The sequence below is a fragment of the Candidatus Binatia bacterium genome, assembly GCA_036493895.1.
GTDB lineage: Bacteria > Desulfobacterota > Binatia > UBA1149 > CAITLU01 > DATNBU01.
On sequence record DASXOZ010000011.1, the window covers coordinates 22,212 to 40,369 of the forward strand.

Here is an 18,158-nt window from a genome sequence, read left to right on the forward strand (position 1 = left end):
AGTTCGTCCCGCCTCGTGTTTTTTGACAGATTTGTTCCCAAGGAGACCCGAGCGTGAAGTTCGCAGCGGCACTGGCTTTCAACGACCCCACCCATTTTCTCGAGCTGGCTCGCACCGCGGACGAAGCGGGATGGGACTGGTTCGCAGTCTCCGACCACATCGTCTTCCCGGAGAAGCTCTCGAGCGCCTATCCGTACGCCAAGGACGGAAAGCCGTACTGGACCGGCGCGACACCGTGGCCCGATCCGTGGACGGCGATCGCCGCGATGGCCGCGGTGACCAGCCGCCTGCGCTTCATGACCAACATCTACATCCTGCCGGCGCGAAACCCCCTGCTCATCGCCAAGCAGATAGGCACGGTCGCGGTGATGTCGGGCGGACGCGTCGCGCTCGGCATCGGCACCGGGTGGATGAAAGAGGAGTTCGAGCTGCTCGGCACCGACTTCCATACGCGCGGCAAGCGCATGGACGAGCAGGTCGAGATCCTGCGCAAGCTGTGGCGCGGCGGCATGCAGGAGCACCACGGCAAGCACTACTCGTTCGACCGCCTCGAGATGAGCCCCGTTCCGACGGAGCCGGTGCCGGTTCTCGTCGGCGGCATCAGCGACATCGCGCTGAAGAGGGCCGCACGCATCGGTGACGGCTGGATCGCCGTGCAGCACACGACCAGCGAGCTTCGCGAGCTGCTCGGCAAGCTCGGGGCCCTGCGCAAGGAGTTCGGCACCGACTCACGACCGTTCGAAGCGGTGGTCGCGTGCACCGACGTGTTCGACGTCGACGGCTACCGCCGCATCGAGGACCTCGGCGCGACGACGATGACGACTGCGCCGTGGATGCTCTACGGCGCCGATCCGAACTCGCTCGAAGAAAAGAAGGATGCGCTCAAGCGCTTCGGCGACGAGGTGATCTCGAGGTTCAAGGGGTGAAGCGATGACAGCCGTCAAGAAACCCAAGCGCATCCGCCGCACCGCCGAGGAGGCCAAGAGCATCATCCTCGATGCGGCCGAGAAGAGGCTTGGACAGTACGGGCCTGCCGGCATCAAGCTGCAGGAGCTGGCGGCCGACGTCGGCGTTTCGCATCCGGCGATCCTGCATCACTTCGGCAGCCGCGACGGCCTCGTCGAGGCCGTCGTGAGACGCGCTCTCGACACGCTTCGCGAAGCGGTGCTCGACGAAGTGCGCCAGCAGATGACGCGCGAAGTGGACATTCCGTCGATCCTCGACGCCGTGTTCGGCATTCTCGCCGAGCGCGGGCATGCGCGCCTGGTGGCGTGGCTCATTCTCGAAGGCACCAACGCGCGCGACGACAGCCGCCTGATGCGCGCGCTGGCCGAAGCGGCGCACGTGCGCATGGTGAGCGGCGGGTGGACCAAGGGTCGTCGCTTCGAGTTCGAAGACATGCTCTTCGTCGTGATGATGGTCGGCGCGGCGGCGCTCGGCACCGGCGTCGTCGGCGAAGCGATGCGGTTCAGCTCGGGACTGGAGGCGGACGAAGGCGCCGAGGGGCGCTTCCGGCACTGGTTCAGCGCGCTGCTGTCGCGCTACCTGGCGGCGCAGGGGGAGTTCGCGCCGGCGACGGCGCGCAAGAAGGAAGAATCGGACGCGGCCAGCTGATCCCCCTACGCCTCGCTGATTCCCCCGCGGCGTTGCGTACTGCCTTGGCGGGCGGCGGTGGGCATTCGCGCTCGCTACGTCCTCGGGCGCATGAATCGCAGTCTCATGAACGGACGCTGGTGGGCGCGCTGCGGAGCCGCGAGCGCGAACGCCCACCGCCGCCCGCTCGCTGCGTTCTCCTTGTCGCGGCGCCCGCTCGCGACGTCTTCGGGTTCGCGCTGCTCGCTCGCTTCGGTTTCCTGGTTGCGGCGCTCGGTTGCGACGTCCTCGGTTCGCGCCGCTCGCTTGCGACGTTTTCGGCGTTGCGCCGGCGGCTCGCGACGTTTTTGGTTTTGCGGCGGCTTGGTCGCGAGGGTTTCGGGTTCGAGCCGTATCGCGCTGGTCGCTTTCGACAGGGTGCTACTTGATTGCCAGGGGGTTGATCGGGGAGCCGATGCCGCCGGTGACTCGCAGGGGCGGCGCGGTCAGCAGGAAATCCCAGCACCCGTCGGCTTCGCAGTCGCGGGCGAGCTCGTCGAGTTCGAACATCTCGCCGAACGGCATTCCCATGTCGCGGATGCACAGCAGGTGAAGCGGATACAGGAGCGAAGGATCCTCGCACGGCATCACTTCGACGGCGGTCGTGTCGGAGCAGACCGCGGCAAGATCGCGCTCACGGATCCATTCGGCGGCGTCGAGGCCGAGACCGGGGCCCTGCCAGAGGTAAGTTTCGCGGTCCCCGTCCTTCGTGAACACCGAAAGGTGACCGGTGCGAAGCACGAGGATGTCGCCGGGCAGAAGCCGGCAGCCCTGGGCGGCAAGCGCGTCGTCGAGCTCCGAGGGGCGGATCGCAGTGCCGGGCGCGATGCGTTCGACGCCGCGATGGCGGGCCAGGTCGACGAGCACTCCGCGTGAGACGATGCCTGGCGACGCAAGCTTGTCGATGCCGTTGCGCGTGGCGCCGCCGGCGCCGAGGTGCTCGCCGGCCGCATAGCCGTTGTAGAGCTTCCCGTCGTAGTGCACGTGCGCGAGGCTGTCCCACTGCGTGGACGATTGCAGCGGCAGCGACAGCACGTCGTCCGAGTAGCAGAAGCCGCGCGGGTCTTCGCCGATCAGCGTGCCGATCGCGGTCATGTAGTGCTGGGGATTGAAGCGGCCGATTACCGATCCGGTCTGCGGCCCTTCGGGCCCGAGCGAGAGGCCGAGACTGAAGACGTCCCCGCGCCGCACGCACGCCACCGCGCGCCGGACGACCTCGGGCGTGATCAGGTTGAGCGTGCCGCGCTCGTCGTCGGCACCCCAACGCCCCCAGTTCGAAACCTTCCCCGCAATATCCCGGACTCTTTTCATAACTCTTGTGTAATGGGGTCAGGCACCACAGGAATAGTGCCTGTCCTCATTCCTAGTAGTGGAACTCCGGAAGCACCTTGGTGACGAACAGCTCGAGCTGCTCGGCCTGCACGTCCATCGGCACCGTGCCCTGGTAGAAGAAGTTCCACGAGATCCACTCGAGGTCTCCATCGCCGTGGCACTTGACCAGTGCGGCAAGCTGCTTCTTGACGTCGTCGATGGTGCCGCAGAGCTGGTAGCCGCGGTCGATCATCCTCTGCGTCGCCGCGTGCTCGTCCTTGAACTTCAGCGGCATGATCGCCTTGTCGTCGTCTGGAGTGCGGAACACTTCGCCGAAACCGAACAGGTTGAAATAGTGGTGGTACTCGTACCCGGTCGTGCGCGCGGCCAGCTCGAAGGCCTCTTCGCGCGTCTTGCCGATCGTGATCGCGCGCACGGCACCGAGCCTCTGCCCGAGCTTCAGGTCGTGGCCCGCCTTGGCCGCTTCGCTCTGGTAGAGCTTCGCCCACTTCTGGAAGCCCTGCGGCGAAGCTTCGAAGATCCACGGGAGGATCCCGCGACGGGCGCAGTCGATCAGTGATTTTTCCGACAGAGTAAACGGCGCCCAGATCGGAGGATGAGGGTGCTGGTACGGCCTCGGCACGACGCCGATCTTGCGAATCACGCCGTTGTCGTCGATCTCGCCGGGCGCTCCGTACTTGCGCGTCCACTCCGGAGCCGCCCAGCCGTCGATTCCGGAGAAAGGGAAGGGAACCTTGTAGTGTTGCCCGTCGTACGAGAAGCAGTCCTCGGTCCAGGCCTTCTGCACGATCTCGAGCTTCTCGTCGTACACGTCGCGGTTGGCGGCGTCGCCCTTGTCGCCCATGCCGGTCGCCGACTCGGCACCTTGGCCTAGCACTTTCATCCACTTCTTCTGGTAGCCACGCGCGAACGCGACCGCGACGCGGCCCTTGGTGAGCTGGTCGAGGATCGCGATGTCTTCGGCAACGCGGATCGGATCGGCCGTCGGCAGCACCACCGACATCGGCGCGAATGTAATTTGCTTGGTGCGCGCCGCGAAGTCCGCGTACAGCAGCACCGGGTTGACCGAGACCTCGCCGCCTTCGGTGTGGAAGTGGTGCTCGGTGGTCGAGAACGCGTCGACGCCGAGCTCGTCGGCGTGGATGACCAGGCGTCGCAGCTCCTCGAGCATCATCTGGTAGCGCTCGGTGTTGCGCCCGATCGGCCGCAGCGAGCTGCGCTCCTCGTTGGTGGACGGAATGGTGGGCATCGCGAACAGGTCGAGCTTCAAGATTGGTCTCCTCGCGGGGCGATTGCCGCGGCCGCACCGTAAGACAGGCTGCGCCGGGGGCGGCTGGAACGTGTTCTACCTGCGCTCCCCGGCCGTTTCCAGCCCGCGCGCGTCCCGAGCGACGCGGTTGGGGACAGGCACTATGCCATTGCTTGAATGGGGTCAGGCACCAGAGGAATGGGGTCAGGCACCACAGGAATGGGGTCAGGCACCAGAGGAATGGGGTCAGGCACCACAGGAATGGGGTCAGGCACCAGAGGAATGGGGTCAGGCACCAGAAGAATGGGGTCAGGCACCACAGGAATGGGGTCAGGCACCACAGGAATGGTGCCTGACCCCATTCAGAGCGGCTTGCCGAAGGGGATGTAGGGATCGCCGGGGATTTCTACCAGCTCGACCAGGGTGCCGTCGGGGTCGGCGACGAACACGAGGCGAGAGCCGTACGCGGGATAGTCGGTCCGCGTCGAGTCGAGCACCGTGACCGACGCCTCGCGCATCTTCGCGAGCGTCGCGTCCAGGTCGTCCACGCGCAGCATGATCGCAGCCAGCCCCGTGCGGTTCATCTGTCGCGGAGGATCCGGCGGCGGCGACTTCGGCGCGCGGAACTCGAACAGCGCCAGGCGCACGCCGTCGCGCTCGAGGAAGACGGTGGTCTGATCGACGCCGCGAAGACCGAGAAGCCGGTCGGCATCCTCGCCGCGGACATCCGTCTGCGTCATCGCGCGAAAGCCGAGCAGGTCACGATAGAACGGAACCGACCGGGACAAGTCGGAGACGCAGATGCCGATGTGACCGAAACGAACGACTGCCATGGGTGATGGTTGCTCCGCCGCAGGTACGGTCGCTTCAGGCCGCGGGGAAGCGCTCCCGCAGCCACGCCGCGATGATCTTCATTGCGCCCGCTCGTCCGGTCGCGCCGGGCTTGCACTTCGGAGGCAGCCCGAGGTGGTCGCCGTCGACGTAGTGCATCTGCTTGTCGCGCGCCCCCGAAGCCGCATGGACCGCCTCGAGGTCCGAAATCCACACGACGTTGTCGCTCGTGTAGCTGATGACCAGCGTCGGCGCCTGGATCTTCGGGATGCACTCGAGCGTGGACGCGCGCGACGAGAGTCCGGACCAGGTCGACAGCCACGCGCGCGGCGTCTGGATCTTGCCGAAGCCCGCCTCGAGCGAATTGAAGATGTCGGGCCGCGGCGAGAAAAATGACCCGTAGTCGCGCTCGGACGCGTGCAGCGAAAGGTCGCAATACGCCGGATTGGCCTCGGTGCGGTGGATCTCCATGAAACGCCCGCAGAAGGCGCGACGCCAGACGAACTGCTTCTGCTTGAGGCTCAGGCCCTCGAAGGCCTCGTCGCCCATTTCTCGCTGGTGGTGGCGCTGCACCTCGATGTAGCTGCGTGCGATCGCGTCGACCCGGGCGACGCGACCTCGCTGCGCGGAGCGGTAGCGCGCGAGGAACTCCTCGCTGTAGCTGCTCGAAGCGTCGGGTTCCCGAAAGCCGTTGTCCGGGTTGAACATGTCGAGGCCGGGATCGACCGACAGCGGCCCGTCCTCGCGGATCACGGAAGGGTCGATGCACGTCAGCATCAGCGCGCCCTGCCCGAGATGCGTGGCGAGCTGCACGATGCCGTCGGCAACGGGCATCTCGAAGGCATTGAGGTCGTAGGGGTCGCCGGCAGCGGTCGTCGTCAGTCGATCCGGCGGCGCCGTGGCTGCCTGGGACTGGTAGAACGTGTACAGCGCGCCGCCGCCGCTGTTGCCGAGCAGCACGATGCGCTCGAAGCCGCGCTTCTTCAGCTCGCGCATCGAAGCGGCGATGTCGGTGATCAGCATCTCGTGAATCAGGCCGATGTCGTTGTTGACCCAGCGTCCGGCCTGGCCGAACGCCGCGTAACCTGCGTCGAGCAGCGCCGGAATCGCGTAGTGGCGGCTCATGTCGCCGCGCGGATGCATCATGCAGACGACGGTGCGCTCGCCGCCTCGCGTGTAGAGTACGCCGTGCGACTCGCCTCGGTCCTGGGCCAGCAGCGGAATGTTTTCGATCGTCACGCCCGAAGGCAGCGAGTCGAAGGACCACAGGCTGGGCCCGAGCTGGGGATAGCGAAGGAGCTGGATCGCCACGGCCGCGTTCACCCGCCCTGGATGAGCTGCACGGCGCTGCGTGCCGTCGCGCGAGCTTCGGGGGCGATGGCAAGCGGCTTTACCGCGTCGATGTTGACCGCCTGCAGGTCGTAGTACGAAATCGCGTCCCAGTGCTGCTCGGCCATCGCGCGCGCCTCTTCGCCCGGGCCGTGCACGGAGCCGCGCGGATGCACCATGAAGGTGGCGCGCAGCATCGGCGCTCCCATCATCGTGCCGTCGTGCAGGAACCCGATCTCGTCGTAGTCCATGTTGCGGTGGTAGTACGGAAGCCGCGCGGTACCGCGCTCCATCTCCGCCGGCCGCGGCACGAAGTTGCAGATCACCCAGCCCGTTCCCTGGAACAACGCGAACGCCGTCGGCGGCACGTGGTTGCGGTCGCTCACCACCGCGCGGAAGTCGAGGTTGTGGAAACGGAACGGAAACAGGTCTCCCTTCCAGCCGACGACGTCGAGAGGATGGTGCGCGTAGAAGAACGACGTGAACGCGCCGCAGCGCTTGACGCGCACTTCGTATTCGGCGCGGCCGTCGTTGGCGTAGGCCGTGGGCTCAGGGATGCCGAGAACGGTCGGATCGTAGGGGTTGTGGCGCCCGAGCAGCGTGTGCTCGGCCAGCGTCACCTCGCCGCTGCTTTCCAGATGCAGGAAGTAGTTGTCGCGGGTCGACGGAACGACTCGAAAAGTGACACCCTTCGGGAGCACGATGTAGTCGCCGGGCTTGAAATCCAGGGGTCCGAACTCGGTTTCGACCACGCCTTCGCCGCGGTGGGTGAACCAGATCTCATCGCCGTCGGCATTGCGGTACCAGTACGGCATCGGCTCGCTGCGGCGGCTCACCGAGATCACCAGGTCGTCGTTGTAGAAACAGCGCGTGGGGCGCCCGCGCGAGTCGCTGCGATCGTCGGCGTCGATCTTCTGGCCGTCCAGGTCCAGCGGCGCGAAATCGCCCTCGACCCGGGTCCACGCCGTCGGCTCGTTGCGGCGGTACATTTCGGCCACTCGGCCCTGGAAGCCTCCGCGCCCGATCTCCTCTTCCTTCAGGCCCGACGGAACCCGCACGTGGGCCTGCTTCGGAACTTCGCCCTTGCTCAGGTGGATCCAGGACTTCACGAGAACAGGGTCCTTTGTGCGTAGAGCGTGTCCACGTACTCCTTGACGCCTGCGATCTTGCGATCCGCTTCGCCCGGGCCGCCGCGAACCTCGAACAGGAAATGGTAGAAGTTCGAGTAGTCGGCGCCTTTGGCGGTCGTCGCGCAGATGTGCACTTCGACGGCGACCTTGTGCTCGTCGGCGACCATGCCGAGGATCTCGATTTTCATCGGCTTGGGCGCATACAGCGACACGCCCTTGGCGAACATGCCGAGCACGGCGTCCTTTCCTTTGTAAGTACCGGCCATCGGCGACGAAGGCGGCACCCACCAGGTGACGTCGTCGGCGAAGGCGGCGACGACCTTGTCGCTGGCTCCGCTGGAGACCGCGTCGAAATAATCGCGGATCAGCTTCTTGTTCGCTTCGGGGGTGGATGCCATGTGCTGCTCTGCTCCTGTCGAGTGGCTTGGACGGGCGCCGATGCTACCCTCAGCGCGCCGCCCGAAGCAAGAACATGTTCTAGACCCGGCCCGGAACTCCTCGACATCGTTGGGGCAGCCGCGCCGCGGCCCGAAGGACGAGCGCGAGGAGACCAGTCCATGTCGGAAACTCCGAAAGCCTTTCACCTGACTCCCCGGATCCAGAAGTACGTCGTCGACCACAGCGCCGCGGTCGACGAAGTGCAGCGCTCGCTCATCGCCGAGACGGAGGGCCTGGGGTTCATTTCGATCATGCAGATCTCGCCGGAGCAGGGCGCGTTCATGGAGCTGTTCGCGCGCGCGATCGGCGCTCGCCGCATCATCGAGGTCGGCACTTTCACCGGTTACTCCGCGCTGTGCTTCGCGCGCGCCCTGCCCGAAGGCGGCAAGCTGCTGTGCTGCGACATCAGCGAAGAGTGGACCTCGATCGGACGTCGCCACTGGGAAAAGGCCGGCGTCGCCGGACGCATCGAGCTGAAGATCGCTCCTGCCGGCGAGACCCTCGCCGCGCTTCCGGCCGATCCTGTCTGGGACCTCGCGTTCATCGATGCCGACAAGGGCGGCTACCGGACCTACTACGAAGAGATCCTCGAGCGCCTGAGACCGGGCGGCGTCATTCTCGTCGACAACGTGCTGTGGATGGGAACCGTGGCCGATCCGACGATGGCAGGCGAAGACGTCGAAGCGATCCGCGCGTTCAACGACTTCGTCGCGTCCGACTCGCGTGTCGAGGTTGCAATGCTGACGATCGGCGACGGTCTTTCGATGATCCGCAAGAAGGGAGGCCACTGATGGAGCTGGGATTGATGGTCGGCTATTGGCAGGGCGGCGGTCCCTGGGATTTCGTCACGCACGCGCAACTTGCCGAGAGCCTGGGCTTCGAGTCGGTGTGGACGGCCGAAGCGTACGGGTCCGACGCGTTTTCTCCGCTTTGCTGGATCGGCGCCCACACGTCGCGGATCAAGCTCGGGACCGGCGTCTGCCAGATTTCCGCGCGCACGCCCGCTTGCGTCGCGATGACGGCAACTACCATCGATCACATGTCGGGCGGGCGGCTGATCCTCGGAATCGGCGTGTCCGGGCCGCAAGTGGTCGAGGGCTGGTACGGGATGCCGTTCGCGAAGCCTTTTACCCGCACGCGCGAGTTCATCGAGATCCTGCGCGCGATCTGGAAGCGCGAGGGGCCGGTTACCTACGAAGGCAAGTACTACCAGCTTCCGTATGGCGGCCCCGGCTCGGTGGGTCTAGGCAAGCCGCTGAAATCGATCACGCACCCGCTGCGCGAGCGCATCCCGATCTATCTCGGCGCCGAAGGCCCGAAGAACGTCAGGATGGCCACCGAGATCGCCGACGGCTGGCTGCCGCTGTTCTTCTCGCCGTACCGGCCGGAGGTGTACGCCGAGTCGCTGTCGCTCGTAAAGCCGGGCTTCGAGATCGCGTGCACTGCGCAGGTCGTCGTCGGCGACGACGTCGCGAGCTGCCTCATCCCGGTCAAGTGGATGCTCGCGTTCTACATCGGCGGCATGGGCGCCAAGGACAAGAACTTCCACATGAACATCATGGGACGCATGGGCTTCGAGGCCGAGGTCACCGAAGTGCAGCGCCTCTTCCTCGAAGGAAAGCGCGCCGAGGCGGCCGACGCGGTGCCAGACCAGCTTGCCGACGAGATTTCCCTGGTCGGCCCGCCGGGACGCATCAAGGAAAGGCTCGAGGCCTGGAAGAAGAGCCCGGTGACGAAGCTGCTGGCGGGAACCCAGGATCCGAACGCACTGCGCGCGCTGGCAGCGGCGATGTAGCTGGAGTCCTCGGCCGCGGGCGCGTTGCACCTGCGGCCGAGGACGCTAGGCGCGCGACGTGCCTTCGTCCATGCCGCTCGGGAACGCCTTCTCGAACTCGCCCTTGTAGATGTTCGGCCCGGCCGCGGTAAGCCCGCCGTCGACCACCAGCTCGATGCCGGTGACGAAGCGCGCGTCGTCGCTGGCCAGGAACACGGCTGCGCCGGCGATGTCGGTCGCGCGCCCGGCCGTCTTCATCGGCTGCGAGGCCGCCATGACGCCGTCCATCGCTTCCTCGTTTCCGCGGTGGACCAGCGGCGTGTTGATGCCCCCGGGGCAGATCGTGTTGGCGCGGATGTTGTTCCTTGCCAGCTGGACCGCCACCGCGCGCGTCATGTTGATGACGGCAGCCTTGCACGCGGTGTAGGCCACCGGTCCGCAGCCTCCGCTCAGGCCGGCAACCGAGCCGGTACTCAGAAGGCAGCCGCCCTGGCCCTGCTCGAGCATCACGCGCGCTCCGTGCTTCATGCCGAGGAACACGCCGCGCACGAGCACGGAAAACGTCTTGTCCCAAGCGGCGGCGTCGATTTTGTCGATCTTGCCGAGAGCGCCCGGGTAACCGGCATTGTTGAAGACGACGTCGAGGCGGCCGAACTGGGAGCGGGCCTTCTCGATCATTGCCGAGACTTCGGCTTCGTCGGCCACGTCGGTCCTTTGTGCGACGACGCTGGCGCGGAAGCCCTGGCCTGCCGCCAGCTCGAGCGTTTCGGCCAGAGTGCGGTCGTTGATGTCGCTGGCGACGACTTTTGCGCCTTCGGCCAGGAATCGAAGGACGGTATCGCGGCCGATGCCGCTGCCGCCGCCGGTGATCACCGCAACTTTGCCTTCCAGACGTCCTGCCATGTCGTGTCCTGCCTTGGGAATATTGCGTTCGAGCCGCGATTCTTAGTTGCGAACCGAAGCGGAGTCCAGAGCGCAAGGCCGCGTGACGAGGCCGGCGCCTGTGTTAAGGTGCGCCCCGAACCGGAGGAAAACACATGCAACGTTTCACGAGCTGGCTCAGGCATCGTCTCGCGCAGCGTCCAACGTGGATGAATGCGCTGATGCTGTTCGCGGCGTTCCACGTCTTCCTTTATTCGCCGTGGGACATTTTCGTAAAGCCGCTGGCCAGGGACCAGGACGTCTGGTTCGGCATCATCTTCACGGGATGGGCCGCCAAGGTCGGCGACACCCTTCATTTTCTCGTCTACGCGGTCGCGCTCTACGGGTTCTGGCGCATGCGCCGCTGGCTGCGGCCGTGGGCGGCGCTCTACGTCGGCCAGATGGCGTTCGGGATGCTGGTCTGGCCGATCCTCTATGTCGGCGGGTTTCGCGGGTGGCTGATGGGTATCGTCTCGGGCGCGGTTTTTGCGCTGCTTGCGTGCGCAATCTGGCGCTCCCGCGACGCGTTCCGCGAAAATCCGGTGGACTTCGTGCAGCGCTACGGCCGCTGGGCCGTCGTTACCGGCGCCACGGCCGGCATCGGCCTCGAATTCGCACGTGCGCTGGCGGCCCGCGGTGTCTCCTGCGTGCTGGCCGCACGCCGCGGCGACCGTCTCGAGACGCTGGCCGAAGAGCTGAAGGCGTCGAGCGGAGTCGATACGCGCATCGTCGAAGTGGACCTCGCAAGCGATGCCGGACCGGACGAGCTTGCCGACGCGGTGGCCGACCTCGACGTCGGGCTTCTCGTCAGCAATGCGGGAGTCGGTTACGCGGGGCGCTTCGAGAAGCAGGAGCTTTCGCGCCTGAAGCAGATGATCGCGCTCAACTGCACGGCCAACGTCACGCTCGCTGCGCGCCTGCTTCCGTCGATGCTGTCGCGGGGGCGCGGCGCCATCATCATCACCGGCTCGGTTGCAGGGCGCCAGCCGGTTCCATTCCACGGCCTCTACTCGGCGACCAAGGGTTTCGAGCTGCTTCTCGGCGAGGCGCTGTGGGCCGAGGTTCGCGACCGTGGCGTCGACGTGCTCGTGGTCCAGCCCGGGCCGGTGGCCACCGAGTTCGAGCAGGTGGCCGGCGAGGCGCGGCAGAATCCCGGCGCCGACGAGAGCCCTCAGTCGGTCGTCGAGACTGCGCTCGATGCGCTCGGCAAGCAGCCGTCGGTGGTCACGGGCTGGCTGAACGGGATCCGCGCCAACGCCAGCCGTTTCGTGCCGCGCACGCTGATGGTCTGCATCGCGAGCGATTTCATGGAGGGCCAGACGCCGGCGGCGATGCGTTGATGCGCCTGAGCCACGCGGTGCCGCCGAGCGCGTCCATCTGACGCAGAATCCACTGCTGTCGATGGCGCACGAAGGGCGACGGCGCATCGGCCCGGAAGCTCTCCGGATCGGGAAGAACGGCTGCGAGCAGCGCGCACTCGGGCGCAGTGAGCTGTCCCGGCGTCTTCGAGAAATAGTGCCGTGAGGCCGCGCCGATCCCGTAGATGCCGTCGCCCAGCTCGGCGACGTTCGCGTAGACGTCGAGGATGCGCCGCTTCGTCCAGATCTTCTCGACGATCACGGTAAGCGGCGCTTCCAGCGCCTTGCGCAGCCAGCTTCGGTCGGGCCACAGGAAGAGGTTCTTGGCCACTTGCTGGGAGATCGTGCTCGCCCCGCGCACGCTGCCGCCGCGGCTGTTGTGCTTTGCGGCGCTCTCGATGGCCTGGAAATCGAAGCCGGAATGCTCGGCAAACCTCTGGTCTTCGGCGGCGACCATTGCGACCAGGCAAAGAGGCGCGATCCCGGTGTGCGAAGTCCAGCGGTAGTCGATCCATCCGCCGCGATGGATGCTGTCCTCGACCATGAACGCCGTCAGCGGCGGCGGCACCACGGCCAGCACCGCGACGATGACGACCACCGTCGCGACGAATGCGAGCGTCAGCCTGAGGATCAGCAGCAGCAATCGAGGCGACGCAGCCGGCCGGAGCTCAGGCGCAGGTCGCCATTCCGCCGTCGACCGGGATGACGGCGCCGGTGACGTACGCTCCGGCGCGGGATGCGAGATAGATCGCGACGCCGGCCATGTCCTCGGGTTCGCCGATGCGTCCGCGCGGCACCTGGGCGACGATCATGTCTCCGAAGCGCTCGAGGGTTTCCTTCATCATCTTGCTCTGGAAAGGACCCGGCGCCACCGCGTTGACGGTGATGTTCTCGGACGCCAGGCGCTTGGCCAGGCTGCGGGTCAGGTGATGCACCGCCGCCTTGCTGGCCGAGTACGCGTACGTCTCGAGCACCGGCACGTGGATGCCGTCGATCGAGCCGATGTTGATTACTCGCGCCGGATCTTCCTTGGTCGCAGCGTTGCGGAGAAGCGGCAGCAGCTCACGAGTCAGGTTGAACACCGATTTGACGTTGGTCGCGAGCACTTTCTGGAAGGCATCGTCGCTGTAATCTTCCAGTGACGCTCCCCAGTTGGTCCCCGCGTTGTTGACGAGGACGTGCAGCTTCTGTTCCCGCGACGAAAGCCCGGACGCGAGAGCCTTGACGCCGTCTTCGGTGCTGATGTCGCCGGCGATCGCAATGCACGTGCCCGGCCCCGCGGCGTTCAGCTCGGCGGCCACTTCGTCGCAGGCCTGCTGCTTGCGCGACGCGACGTAGACGCGCGCGCCGGCCTCGACATAGCCGCGCGCGATCATCAGGCCGATGCCGCGCGAGCCGCCGGTGACCAGCGCCGTCTTTCCTTCGATCGAAAACAGGTTCTTCATCCGGATATTGTCTCCGCGGGCGCCGTTGCCGTCAGCTGGCGGCGGCCGCTGATTTCTGGTCGCTCTTCCTGCCGCTGTTTTTGCCGCTGTTTTTGTCGTTCTTTTTGGCCAGCGCGTGCTCGACGAGCACCAGGCGATCGTTGCCGAAATACATGTCGTCGCCGTCGATGAACATCGTCGGCGAGCCGAAGCCGCCGCGCGCGATCAACTCCTCGGTATTGGAACGCAGCTCGTCCTTGACTGCCGGATCGGCCGCGGCGGCAAGCAACGCTGCGGCGTCCAGCCCGATTCCCGCGGCGATGTCCGCGAGCACGTCGTCGCGCGAAATATCGCGCAGATCTCCCCAGTAGGCTTCGAAGACGCGGCGTGACCACAGCGGCAAGAGGCCGGTTCGATTCGCGACCAGGGCCGCGCGCATCGCCTTGACGCTGCTCACGGGGAAAACCGCCGGCTGGCCGATGCGCAGCCCGTACAAGGACGCCCAGTCCTGCAGGTCCTTCACGTACCAGCGCAGCTTCGGCATGACGGGGCTGCGGCGCTGCTCGTAGACGCTCTGGTTGACCGCGTTGAACACGCCGCCGACGAGGATCGGCCTCCACACGAGCGTGGCTCCGGCGCTGGCCGTCACTTCCTCGATGCGGTGGAACGCAAGGTAGGTCCAGGGGCTCGAGCAGTCGTAGAAGAATTCGAGGTTGGCCATGCGATTTCTGCGGCGGATTCGAAGATCCTGCGACGAAAAGGGCAGGGGGTCCAGCAGGCCGCAGATGTTGCCACGACGCCCGCGCGTTCCCAACCAGCGAGAGGGAAGCGGGCCGCGGCCCGCTGTGGCCATCGCGACGGTGCGCGGCTATGGTCGGCCGATGCCGCGCGAAAAACTCGCATTCGTGGCCTCGACGACTCCCGAAGCGCGCGAGGCGAAGGCGCGCCTGGTGGCGCGCTACGGCGGCGTCGCGGTCGGGGAGGCCGACGTGGTCGTCGCCCTCGGCGGCGACGGGTTCATGCTCGAGGCCCTGCACGGCCAGCTCCGGCGCTGCACGCCGATTTACGGCATGAACAAGGGGACGGTCGGCTTCCTGCTGAACGATTACAGCGAGGACGACCTCGTCGAGCGCATCCGCGGCGCGGTTTCGGCATCGATTCACCCGTTGTCGATGCATGCCAGCTGCCGCAACGGCGTTCTCGTGGACGCGGTCGCGATCAACGAGGTCGCGCTGCTGCGCCAGACCCGCCAGGCCGCCAAGATCCGCGTTTCGATCGACGGCCGCGTGCGCCTGGCCGAATTGATCTGCGACGGAGTGCTGGTGGCAACGCCGGCCGGCAGCACCGCGTACAATCTTTCTGCGCACGGGCCGATCCTGCCGGTCGGCTCCAACGTGCTCGCGCTGACGCCGATCAGCGCGTTCCGTCCGCGGCTGTGGCGCGGCGCGATCCTGCCGCGCGAGGTTTCGGTGCACTTCGAGGTTCTCGATCCCGGTCACCGCCCGGTCAGTGTCACGGCGGACACGACCGAGGTGCGCGACGTCGTCGACGTCCAGATCTGCGAGAACCGCGACGTGACGCTGCAGATGCTCTTCGATCCCGAGCACGCGCTCGAAGAGCGCATCCTCAAGGAACAGTTCATCCCGTAGCCCGGCGGCGTCGCCGTCAGCTTCCGGCGCTGGTCTCGGCGATCGGCGCCGGCGAATGCGTGTAGATCCGGTCTCCCTGGTTGGAGCCGTCGGCGTTGGCGCAGTTTCCGGCGGCGAAGAACCCGATGCGGCCGATCCTGGCGGCCGGCGCTTTCCAATCGAACGTCCATGACGTGCCGCCGGTCTGGCCGATCGCCGTGCCTCCGTAGTTGTGCTCGATGTAGGACCGCGTCCCCATCGCCGCCGGGAGCACCTGCGTCGTCGCACCGTCGGACGAGAATTCGCCGGCGCCCGAGCCGTCGCTCATCGCGATCGCCGTCATCTGGAAGCCCCAGCGCAGCACTTTCGCATCCTTGTGCGCCAGGTGCACCGTCAGCGTGTACGTCTTGCCGGGCTCGTACTTCGGCGGCACCCCGTCGATGGTGATCGAGCCGTCGCCGTCAGGGTTGGCGGGGAACTGGTTGTGGCACTGGATGCACAGGCTCTCGGCGGCCTGGCCGGCGATTGCGGGCGCACCCGTCACCGCCGGCTGAGGACCGGCCGAGGCGGCGAACGTGTTGCTCGCTCGCAGCACCAGCATGGATGCGACCAGCAGTGCAATGCGTGCGGCGCGCGCGCTCCGCCGGCCGGCGAGCCGGGCATCAGCCATTCGGATGCTCCGCAAAGCCCCGCAGCCATGCGGTCACTCCGCCAGCGAGATCCGCGACGCCGACCACGCGCGCGTCGCGCTGTTCGAGAATCGACGCGCTGCGGTCGCGCGCGTGAACGGTGACATCGTCGATGACGAAGTCGATGCCGGCAAGACTCTCCAGCGGCATGTCCCATCCGTCTACGTTTGCAATGGCCCCGCGGCGCGCGATCACCGCGAGCAGCCGCGGCGGCGCGAACAGCGCAAGCGTCGTCGAGAGCACGCCGCCTTGCCCGTCGCCGCCGAGCACGAACGGGCGCTCGAGCGCGAGGACGAAATTTTCGACCTCGCCGATCGCATCGGCGAAGCTCGCCGCTTCGGGCCGCTCGTGATCGTCGCCGAGGTACCACGAAAATCCGGCGTAGGAATCCGACGAGCGAAGGTTGCTCTGCATCGGGTTGCAGGGACGCGCGGCCTGCAGCGCGAAGATGTCCGGCTCGCTTCCAGCCAGGGTGCGCGCGTCGCCAAGTCCGCCGCCGGCGTCGCCGCCGCGCGCATGCAGCCAGACGACGACCGGAAGAAGGTCACCGGCGCTTCCCGCCGAGTGGGAGCGAAGGAGCGAGCAGTCCGGCGCAGGGCCGGAAGTCGGGCGCCCTGGCGGGTTCAGTCGATTTCCTTGACCGGCGCGGCCGCCGCGCCCTTTCCTGCGAGCATCGCGAACGTGATCGCCGGTCCGAGGGTGCCGCCGCCGCCGTAGTAGTACTGGCCGGTCGGCGACGCGATGCAGTTGCCGGCACCGTACAGGCCCGCGATCGGCTCGCCGTCGGCGCCGAGCACCTGCGCGCTCGCGCTGGTCGCCGGACCGCCGTTGGTGTCGAGCGTCCCGGCCGCAAGGATGATCGCGTACAGGTGACCGGTCGGGTCGATCGGATGCATCGTCGGATTGAGCGTCTGGCCGATTGCCTGCGAGGTGCCCTGGTTCGGATACGACCAGACGTGCGAGAACCAGAGGCGGTCGTAGAGTTTCTCGCCGCGATGGAAGTCGACGTCGATGCCGTGGCCGGCAAACTCGTTGTAGCGCTTGAAGGTCGTCGACAGCGTTGCGGCGAACCCTTCGTCGAGCCGTACGCCGCCGGTCTTCGGCGCGAGCCTCAGCAGACGCTGGTCGATCGCGTCGGCCAGCTCCTGGGGGTTGGCACCGGTGATCACGTACGGTGCCTGGGTTCCGGCCGGCGGGATCGGGAAACGTCCGCCGAACAACTCGGCGCTGCGCTGGTCGTAAACCATCAGCATCAGCATGTTCGGCCATTCGTGCCGCGAAGGATCCCACGCAAAATGCACGCGCGTGCGCTCGTTGTAGTTCGAGCATTCGTTGACGACGCGGCGCCCGTAGCGGTTGACGAGGACCATCGAGTCGCCCGGCGGCATGAAGACGTCGTCGGGAGTGCTCGAGAACTGCAGCGCCTGCTCGAGCACGATCTCGGCGCGCCACGCCGAGCTCATGTTGCCGAGGCGCGCTCCTGCGGCGGTGGCCATGTAGACGAAGTCGCCTTCGTTGGTCGGCACCGCGCAGCCGCCGAAGATCGGTCCGGGCTGGAACGCCGTGGTCAGCTCGCGATTCTGCGTGAAGCCGCCGCTTCCGAACACGACGCCTTTTTTGGCGCGAAGCCGCACGATCGTCTTGTCGATCTTTTCCGCCTCGATGCCGACGACCTCGCCGGCGTGGTTGCGAAGGATCGTCACGACACGGTGGCCCATCAGCGTCGCGATCTTGCGCGAGTCGATCGCGGCCCTGAGCTGGCGGACCATCTCGTCGCCGAGCCCGAACGAGCCGTCGGGTTTTTTCGCCCACAGGCGCCGGTCCACCGGCGTGATGTCGTCGACGGCTTCTTCGAAGTAATCGGGCATCGCGCCGAACGGCGGCATGTCGGCCGGCTGCGAGATCAGCGCTTTCATGTTCTCGAGCTCGTCGACGACGACGGGGCCGTTGTCGTAGAGGGCTTTGAGAAGGTCGTACTGGAGCTGGGAGAGGCCGAGCGTCTTGTCGTCGGCGCGAAAGAGCTGGGGATACGAAAAGCGCGCCATCTTCGCGATCGTCTTGTCGCGAGGCTCTTCGACGCCGCGCTCGCGCAGGAAGCGGTTGTTCGGGATCCAGTAGACTCCGCCGGACTTCGACGTCGTGCCGCCGAACAGCAGGGCCTTCTCGACGAGGGCCACCGACGCACCGGCCTCGTGCGCGAACAGCGCCGCGACCGATCCCGCCGCGCCGCTGCCGACGACGACGACGTCCACTTCCTGGTCGAACTTGAGCTTGTCGGCGGCGCGGGCCTCGCGCACGCCCGGCAGCGTAGCGGCGCCGGCACCGGCGGCGGCCACGCCCGCGAGCCTCAGAAAGTCACGGCGAGAAATTCCCGGACGCGCCGGCGGCGCGCCCCCTGCTGCGGAGCTGTCGTCGTTCACGCG

At 66.8% G+C, this 18,158-nt stretch carries 19 protein-coding genes; 6 read left to right on the forward strand and 13 right to left on the reverse strand.

The genetic code is table 11. From position 1 onward, the window contains the following. Window positions 1–53: 53 nt before the first annotated feature. Entirely contained in the window at window positions 54–926 is an 873-nt protein-coding gene (locus VGK20_01655) for an LLM class F420-dependent oxidoreductase (protein ID HEY2772735.1), read from the forward strand. 4 nt (window positions 927–930) lie between these two features. Continuing rightward, a complete protein-coding gene (locus VGK20_01660; GenBank protein HEY2772736.1) occupies window positions 931–1,614 on the forward strand; it encodes a TetR/AcrR family transcriptional regulator in 684 nt (227 codons plus the stop codon). Window positions 1,615–2,013: 399 nt separating this feature from the next. Here the strand turns inward: VGK20_01660 and VGK20_01665 are convergent, their stop codons facing one another. The 6 genes from VGK20_01665 to VGK20_01690 all read right to left on the reverse strand — a co-directional run bounded on the left by VGK20_01665 (window position 2,014) and on the right by VGK20_01690 (window position 7,901). Further along, window positions 2,014–2,943 carry a cyclase family protein gene (locus VGK20_01665; protein HEY2772737.1) on the reverse strand — a complete coding sequence of 310 codons (930 nt, stop codon included), beginning with the start codon at window positions 2,941–2,943 and terminating at the stop codon, window positions 2,014–2,016. A 52-nt stretch (window positions 2,944–2,995) separates the two neighbouring features. Continuing rightward, the gene (locus VGK20_01670; GenBank protein ID HEY2772738.1) at window positions 2,996–4,234 is read right to left on the reverse strand and encodes an LLM class flavin-dependent oxidoreductase; all 1,239 of its coding nucleotides are present in this window, start codon (window positions 4,232–4,234) and stop codon (window positions 2,996–2,998) included. Between the two features lie 341 nt (window positions 4,235–4,575). Next, the gene (locus VGK20_01675) at window positions 4,576–5,046 is read right to left on the reverse strand and encodes a VOC family protein (protein HEY2772739.1); all 471 of its coding nucleotides are present in this window, start codon (window positions 5,044–5,046) and stop codon (window positions 4,576–4,578) included. A gap of 34 nt (window positions 5,047–5,080) precedes the next feature. Then, on the reverse strand, window positions 5,081–6,355 hold the full coding sequence (locus tag VGK20_01680; protein HEY2772740.1) for an alpha/beta hydrolase: 1,275 nt from the start codon (window positions 6,353–6,355) through the stop codon (window positions 5,081–5,083). Between the two features lie 8 nt (window positions 6,356–6,363). Continuing rightward, on the reverse strand, window positions 6,364–7,482 hold the full coding sequence (locus tag VGK20_01685; GenBank protein HEY2772741.1) for a homogentisate 1,2-dioxygenase: 1,119 nt from the start codon (window positions 7,480–7,482) through the stop codon (window positions 6,364–6,366). Beyond that, on the reverse strand, window positions 7,479–7,901 hold the full coding sequence (locus tag VGK20_01690; protein HEY2772742.1) for a nuclear transport factor 2 family protein: 423 nt from the start codon (window positions 7,899–7,901) through the stop codon (window positions 7,479–7,481). The genes VGK20_01685 and VGK20_01690 overlap by 4 nt, the downstream gene beginning before the upstream one ends. Window positions 7,902–8,060: 159 nt before the next feature. Between VGK20_01690 and VGK20_01695 the strand changes: the two genes are divergently transcribed. Next, window positions 8,061–8,732, forward strand: a complete 672-nt coding sequence (locus tag VGK20_01695) for an O-methyltransferase (GenBank protein HEY2772743.1) — start codon at window positions 8,061–8,063, stop codon at window positions 8,730–8,732. Beyond that, window positions 8,732–9,736: an LLM class F420-dependent oxidoreductase gene (locus VGK20_01700; GenBank protein ID HEY2772744.1), complete on the forward strand. Its 1,005-nt coding sequence runs from the start codon at window positions 8,732–8,734 to the stop codon at window positions 9,734–9,736. Before VGK20_01695 ends, VGK20_01700 begins: the two co-directional genes overlap by 1 nt. 45 nt (window positions 9,737–9,781) lie before the next feature. Here the strand turns inward: VGK20_01700 and VGK20_01705 are convergent, their stop codons facing one another. After that, window positions 9,782–10,618, reverse strand: a complete 837-nt coding sequence (locus VGK20_01705) for an SDR family oxidoreductase (GenBank protein ID HEY2772745.1) — start codon at window positions 10,616–10,618, stop codon at window positions 9,782–9,784. 134 nt (window positions 10,619–10,752) lie between these two features. On the opposite strand from VGK20_01705, the gene VGK20_01710 reads away from it, so the two are divergent. Next, on the forward strand, window positions 10,753–11,976 hold the full coding sequence (locus tag VGK20_01710) for an SDR family NAD(P)-dependent oxidoreductase (protein ID HEY2772746.1): 1,224 nt from the start codon (window positions 10,753–10,755) through the stop codon (window positions 11,974–11,976). Here the strand turns inward: VGK20_01710 and mtgA are convergent. Genes mtgA through VGK20_01725 form a run of 3 tightly spaced genes read right to left on the reverse strand, consistent with a single transcriptional unit; the run spans window position 11,942 to window position 14,139 of the window. Continuing rightward, complete coding sequence (mtgA, locus tag VGK20_01715; protein HEY2772747.1) at window positions 11,942–12,637, reverse strand: monofunctional biosynthetic peptidoglycan transglycosylase; 696 nt, start codon at window positions 12,635–12,637, stop codon at window positions 11,942–11,944. The two genes, VGK20_01710 and mtgA, sit on opposite strands and share 35 nt — an antisense overlap. Before the next feature lie 25 nt (window positions 12,638–12,662). Beyond that, entirely contained in the window at window positions 12,663–13,439 is a 777-nt protein-coding gene (locus VGK20_01720; protein HEY2772748.1) for an SDR family NAD(P)-dependent oxidoreductase, read from the reverse strand. A 31-nt stretch (window positions 13,440–13,470) separates the two neighbouring features. Further along, window positions 13,471–14,139, reverse strand: a complete 669-nt coding sequence (locus tag VGK20_01725; protein ID HEY2772749.1) for a 2-hydroxychromene-2-carboxylate isomerase — start codon at window positions 14,137–14,139, stop codon at window positions 13,471–13,473. 160 nt (window positions 14,140–14,299) lie between these two features. On the opposite strand from VGK20_01725, the gene VGK20_01730 reads away from it, so the two are divergent. Further along, window positions 14,300–15,067, forward strand: coding sequence for an NAD kinase (locus VGK20_01730; protein HEY2772750.1), 768 nt, complete (start codon window positions 14,300–14,302; stop codon window positions 15,065–15,067). Window positions 15,068–15,083: 16 nt separating this feature from the next. On the opposite strand, the gene VGK20_01735 is transcribed toward VGK20_01730, so the two are convergent. From VGK20_01735 to VGK20_01745, 3 genes are all read right to left on the reverse strand, one after another. Beyond that, window positions 15,084–15,716 (reverse strand): choice-of-anchor V domain-containing protein, encoded by a 633-nt coding sequence (locus VGK20_01735; GenBank protein ID HEY2772751.1) that lies wholly within the window; start codon window positions 15,714–15,716, stop codon window positions 15,084–15,086. Further along, window positions 15,709–16,149, reverse strand: a complete 441-nt coding sequence (locus VGK20_01740; protein ID HEY2772752.1) for a hypothetical protein — start codon at window positions 16,147–16,149, stop codon at window positions 15,709–15,711. The genes VGK20_01735 and VGK20_01740 overlap by 8 nt, the downstream gene beginning before the upstream one ends. A gap of 209 nt (window positions 16,150–16,358) precedes the next feature. Beyond that, window positions 16,359–18,155, reverse strand: a complete 1,797-nt coding sequence (locus VGK20_01745) for an FAD-dependent oxidoreductase (protein HEY2772753.1) — start codon at window positions 18,153–18,155, stop codon at window positions 16,359–16,361. Window positions 18,156–18,158: the final 3 nt, after the last annotated feature.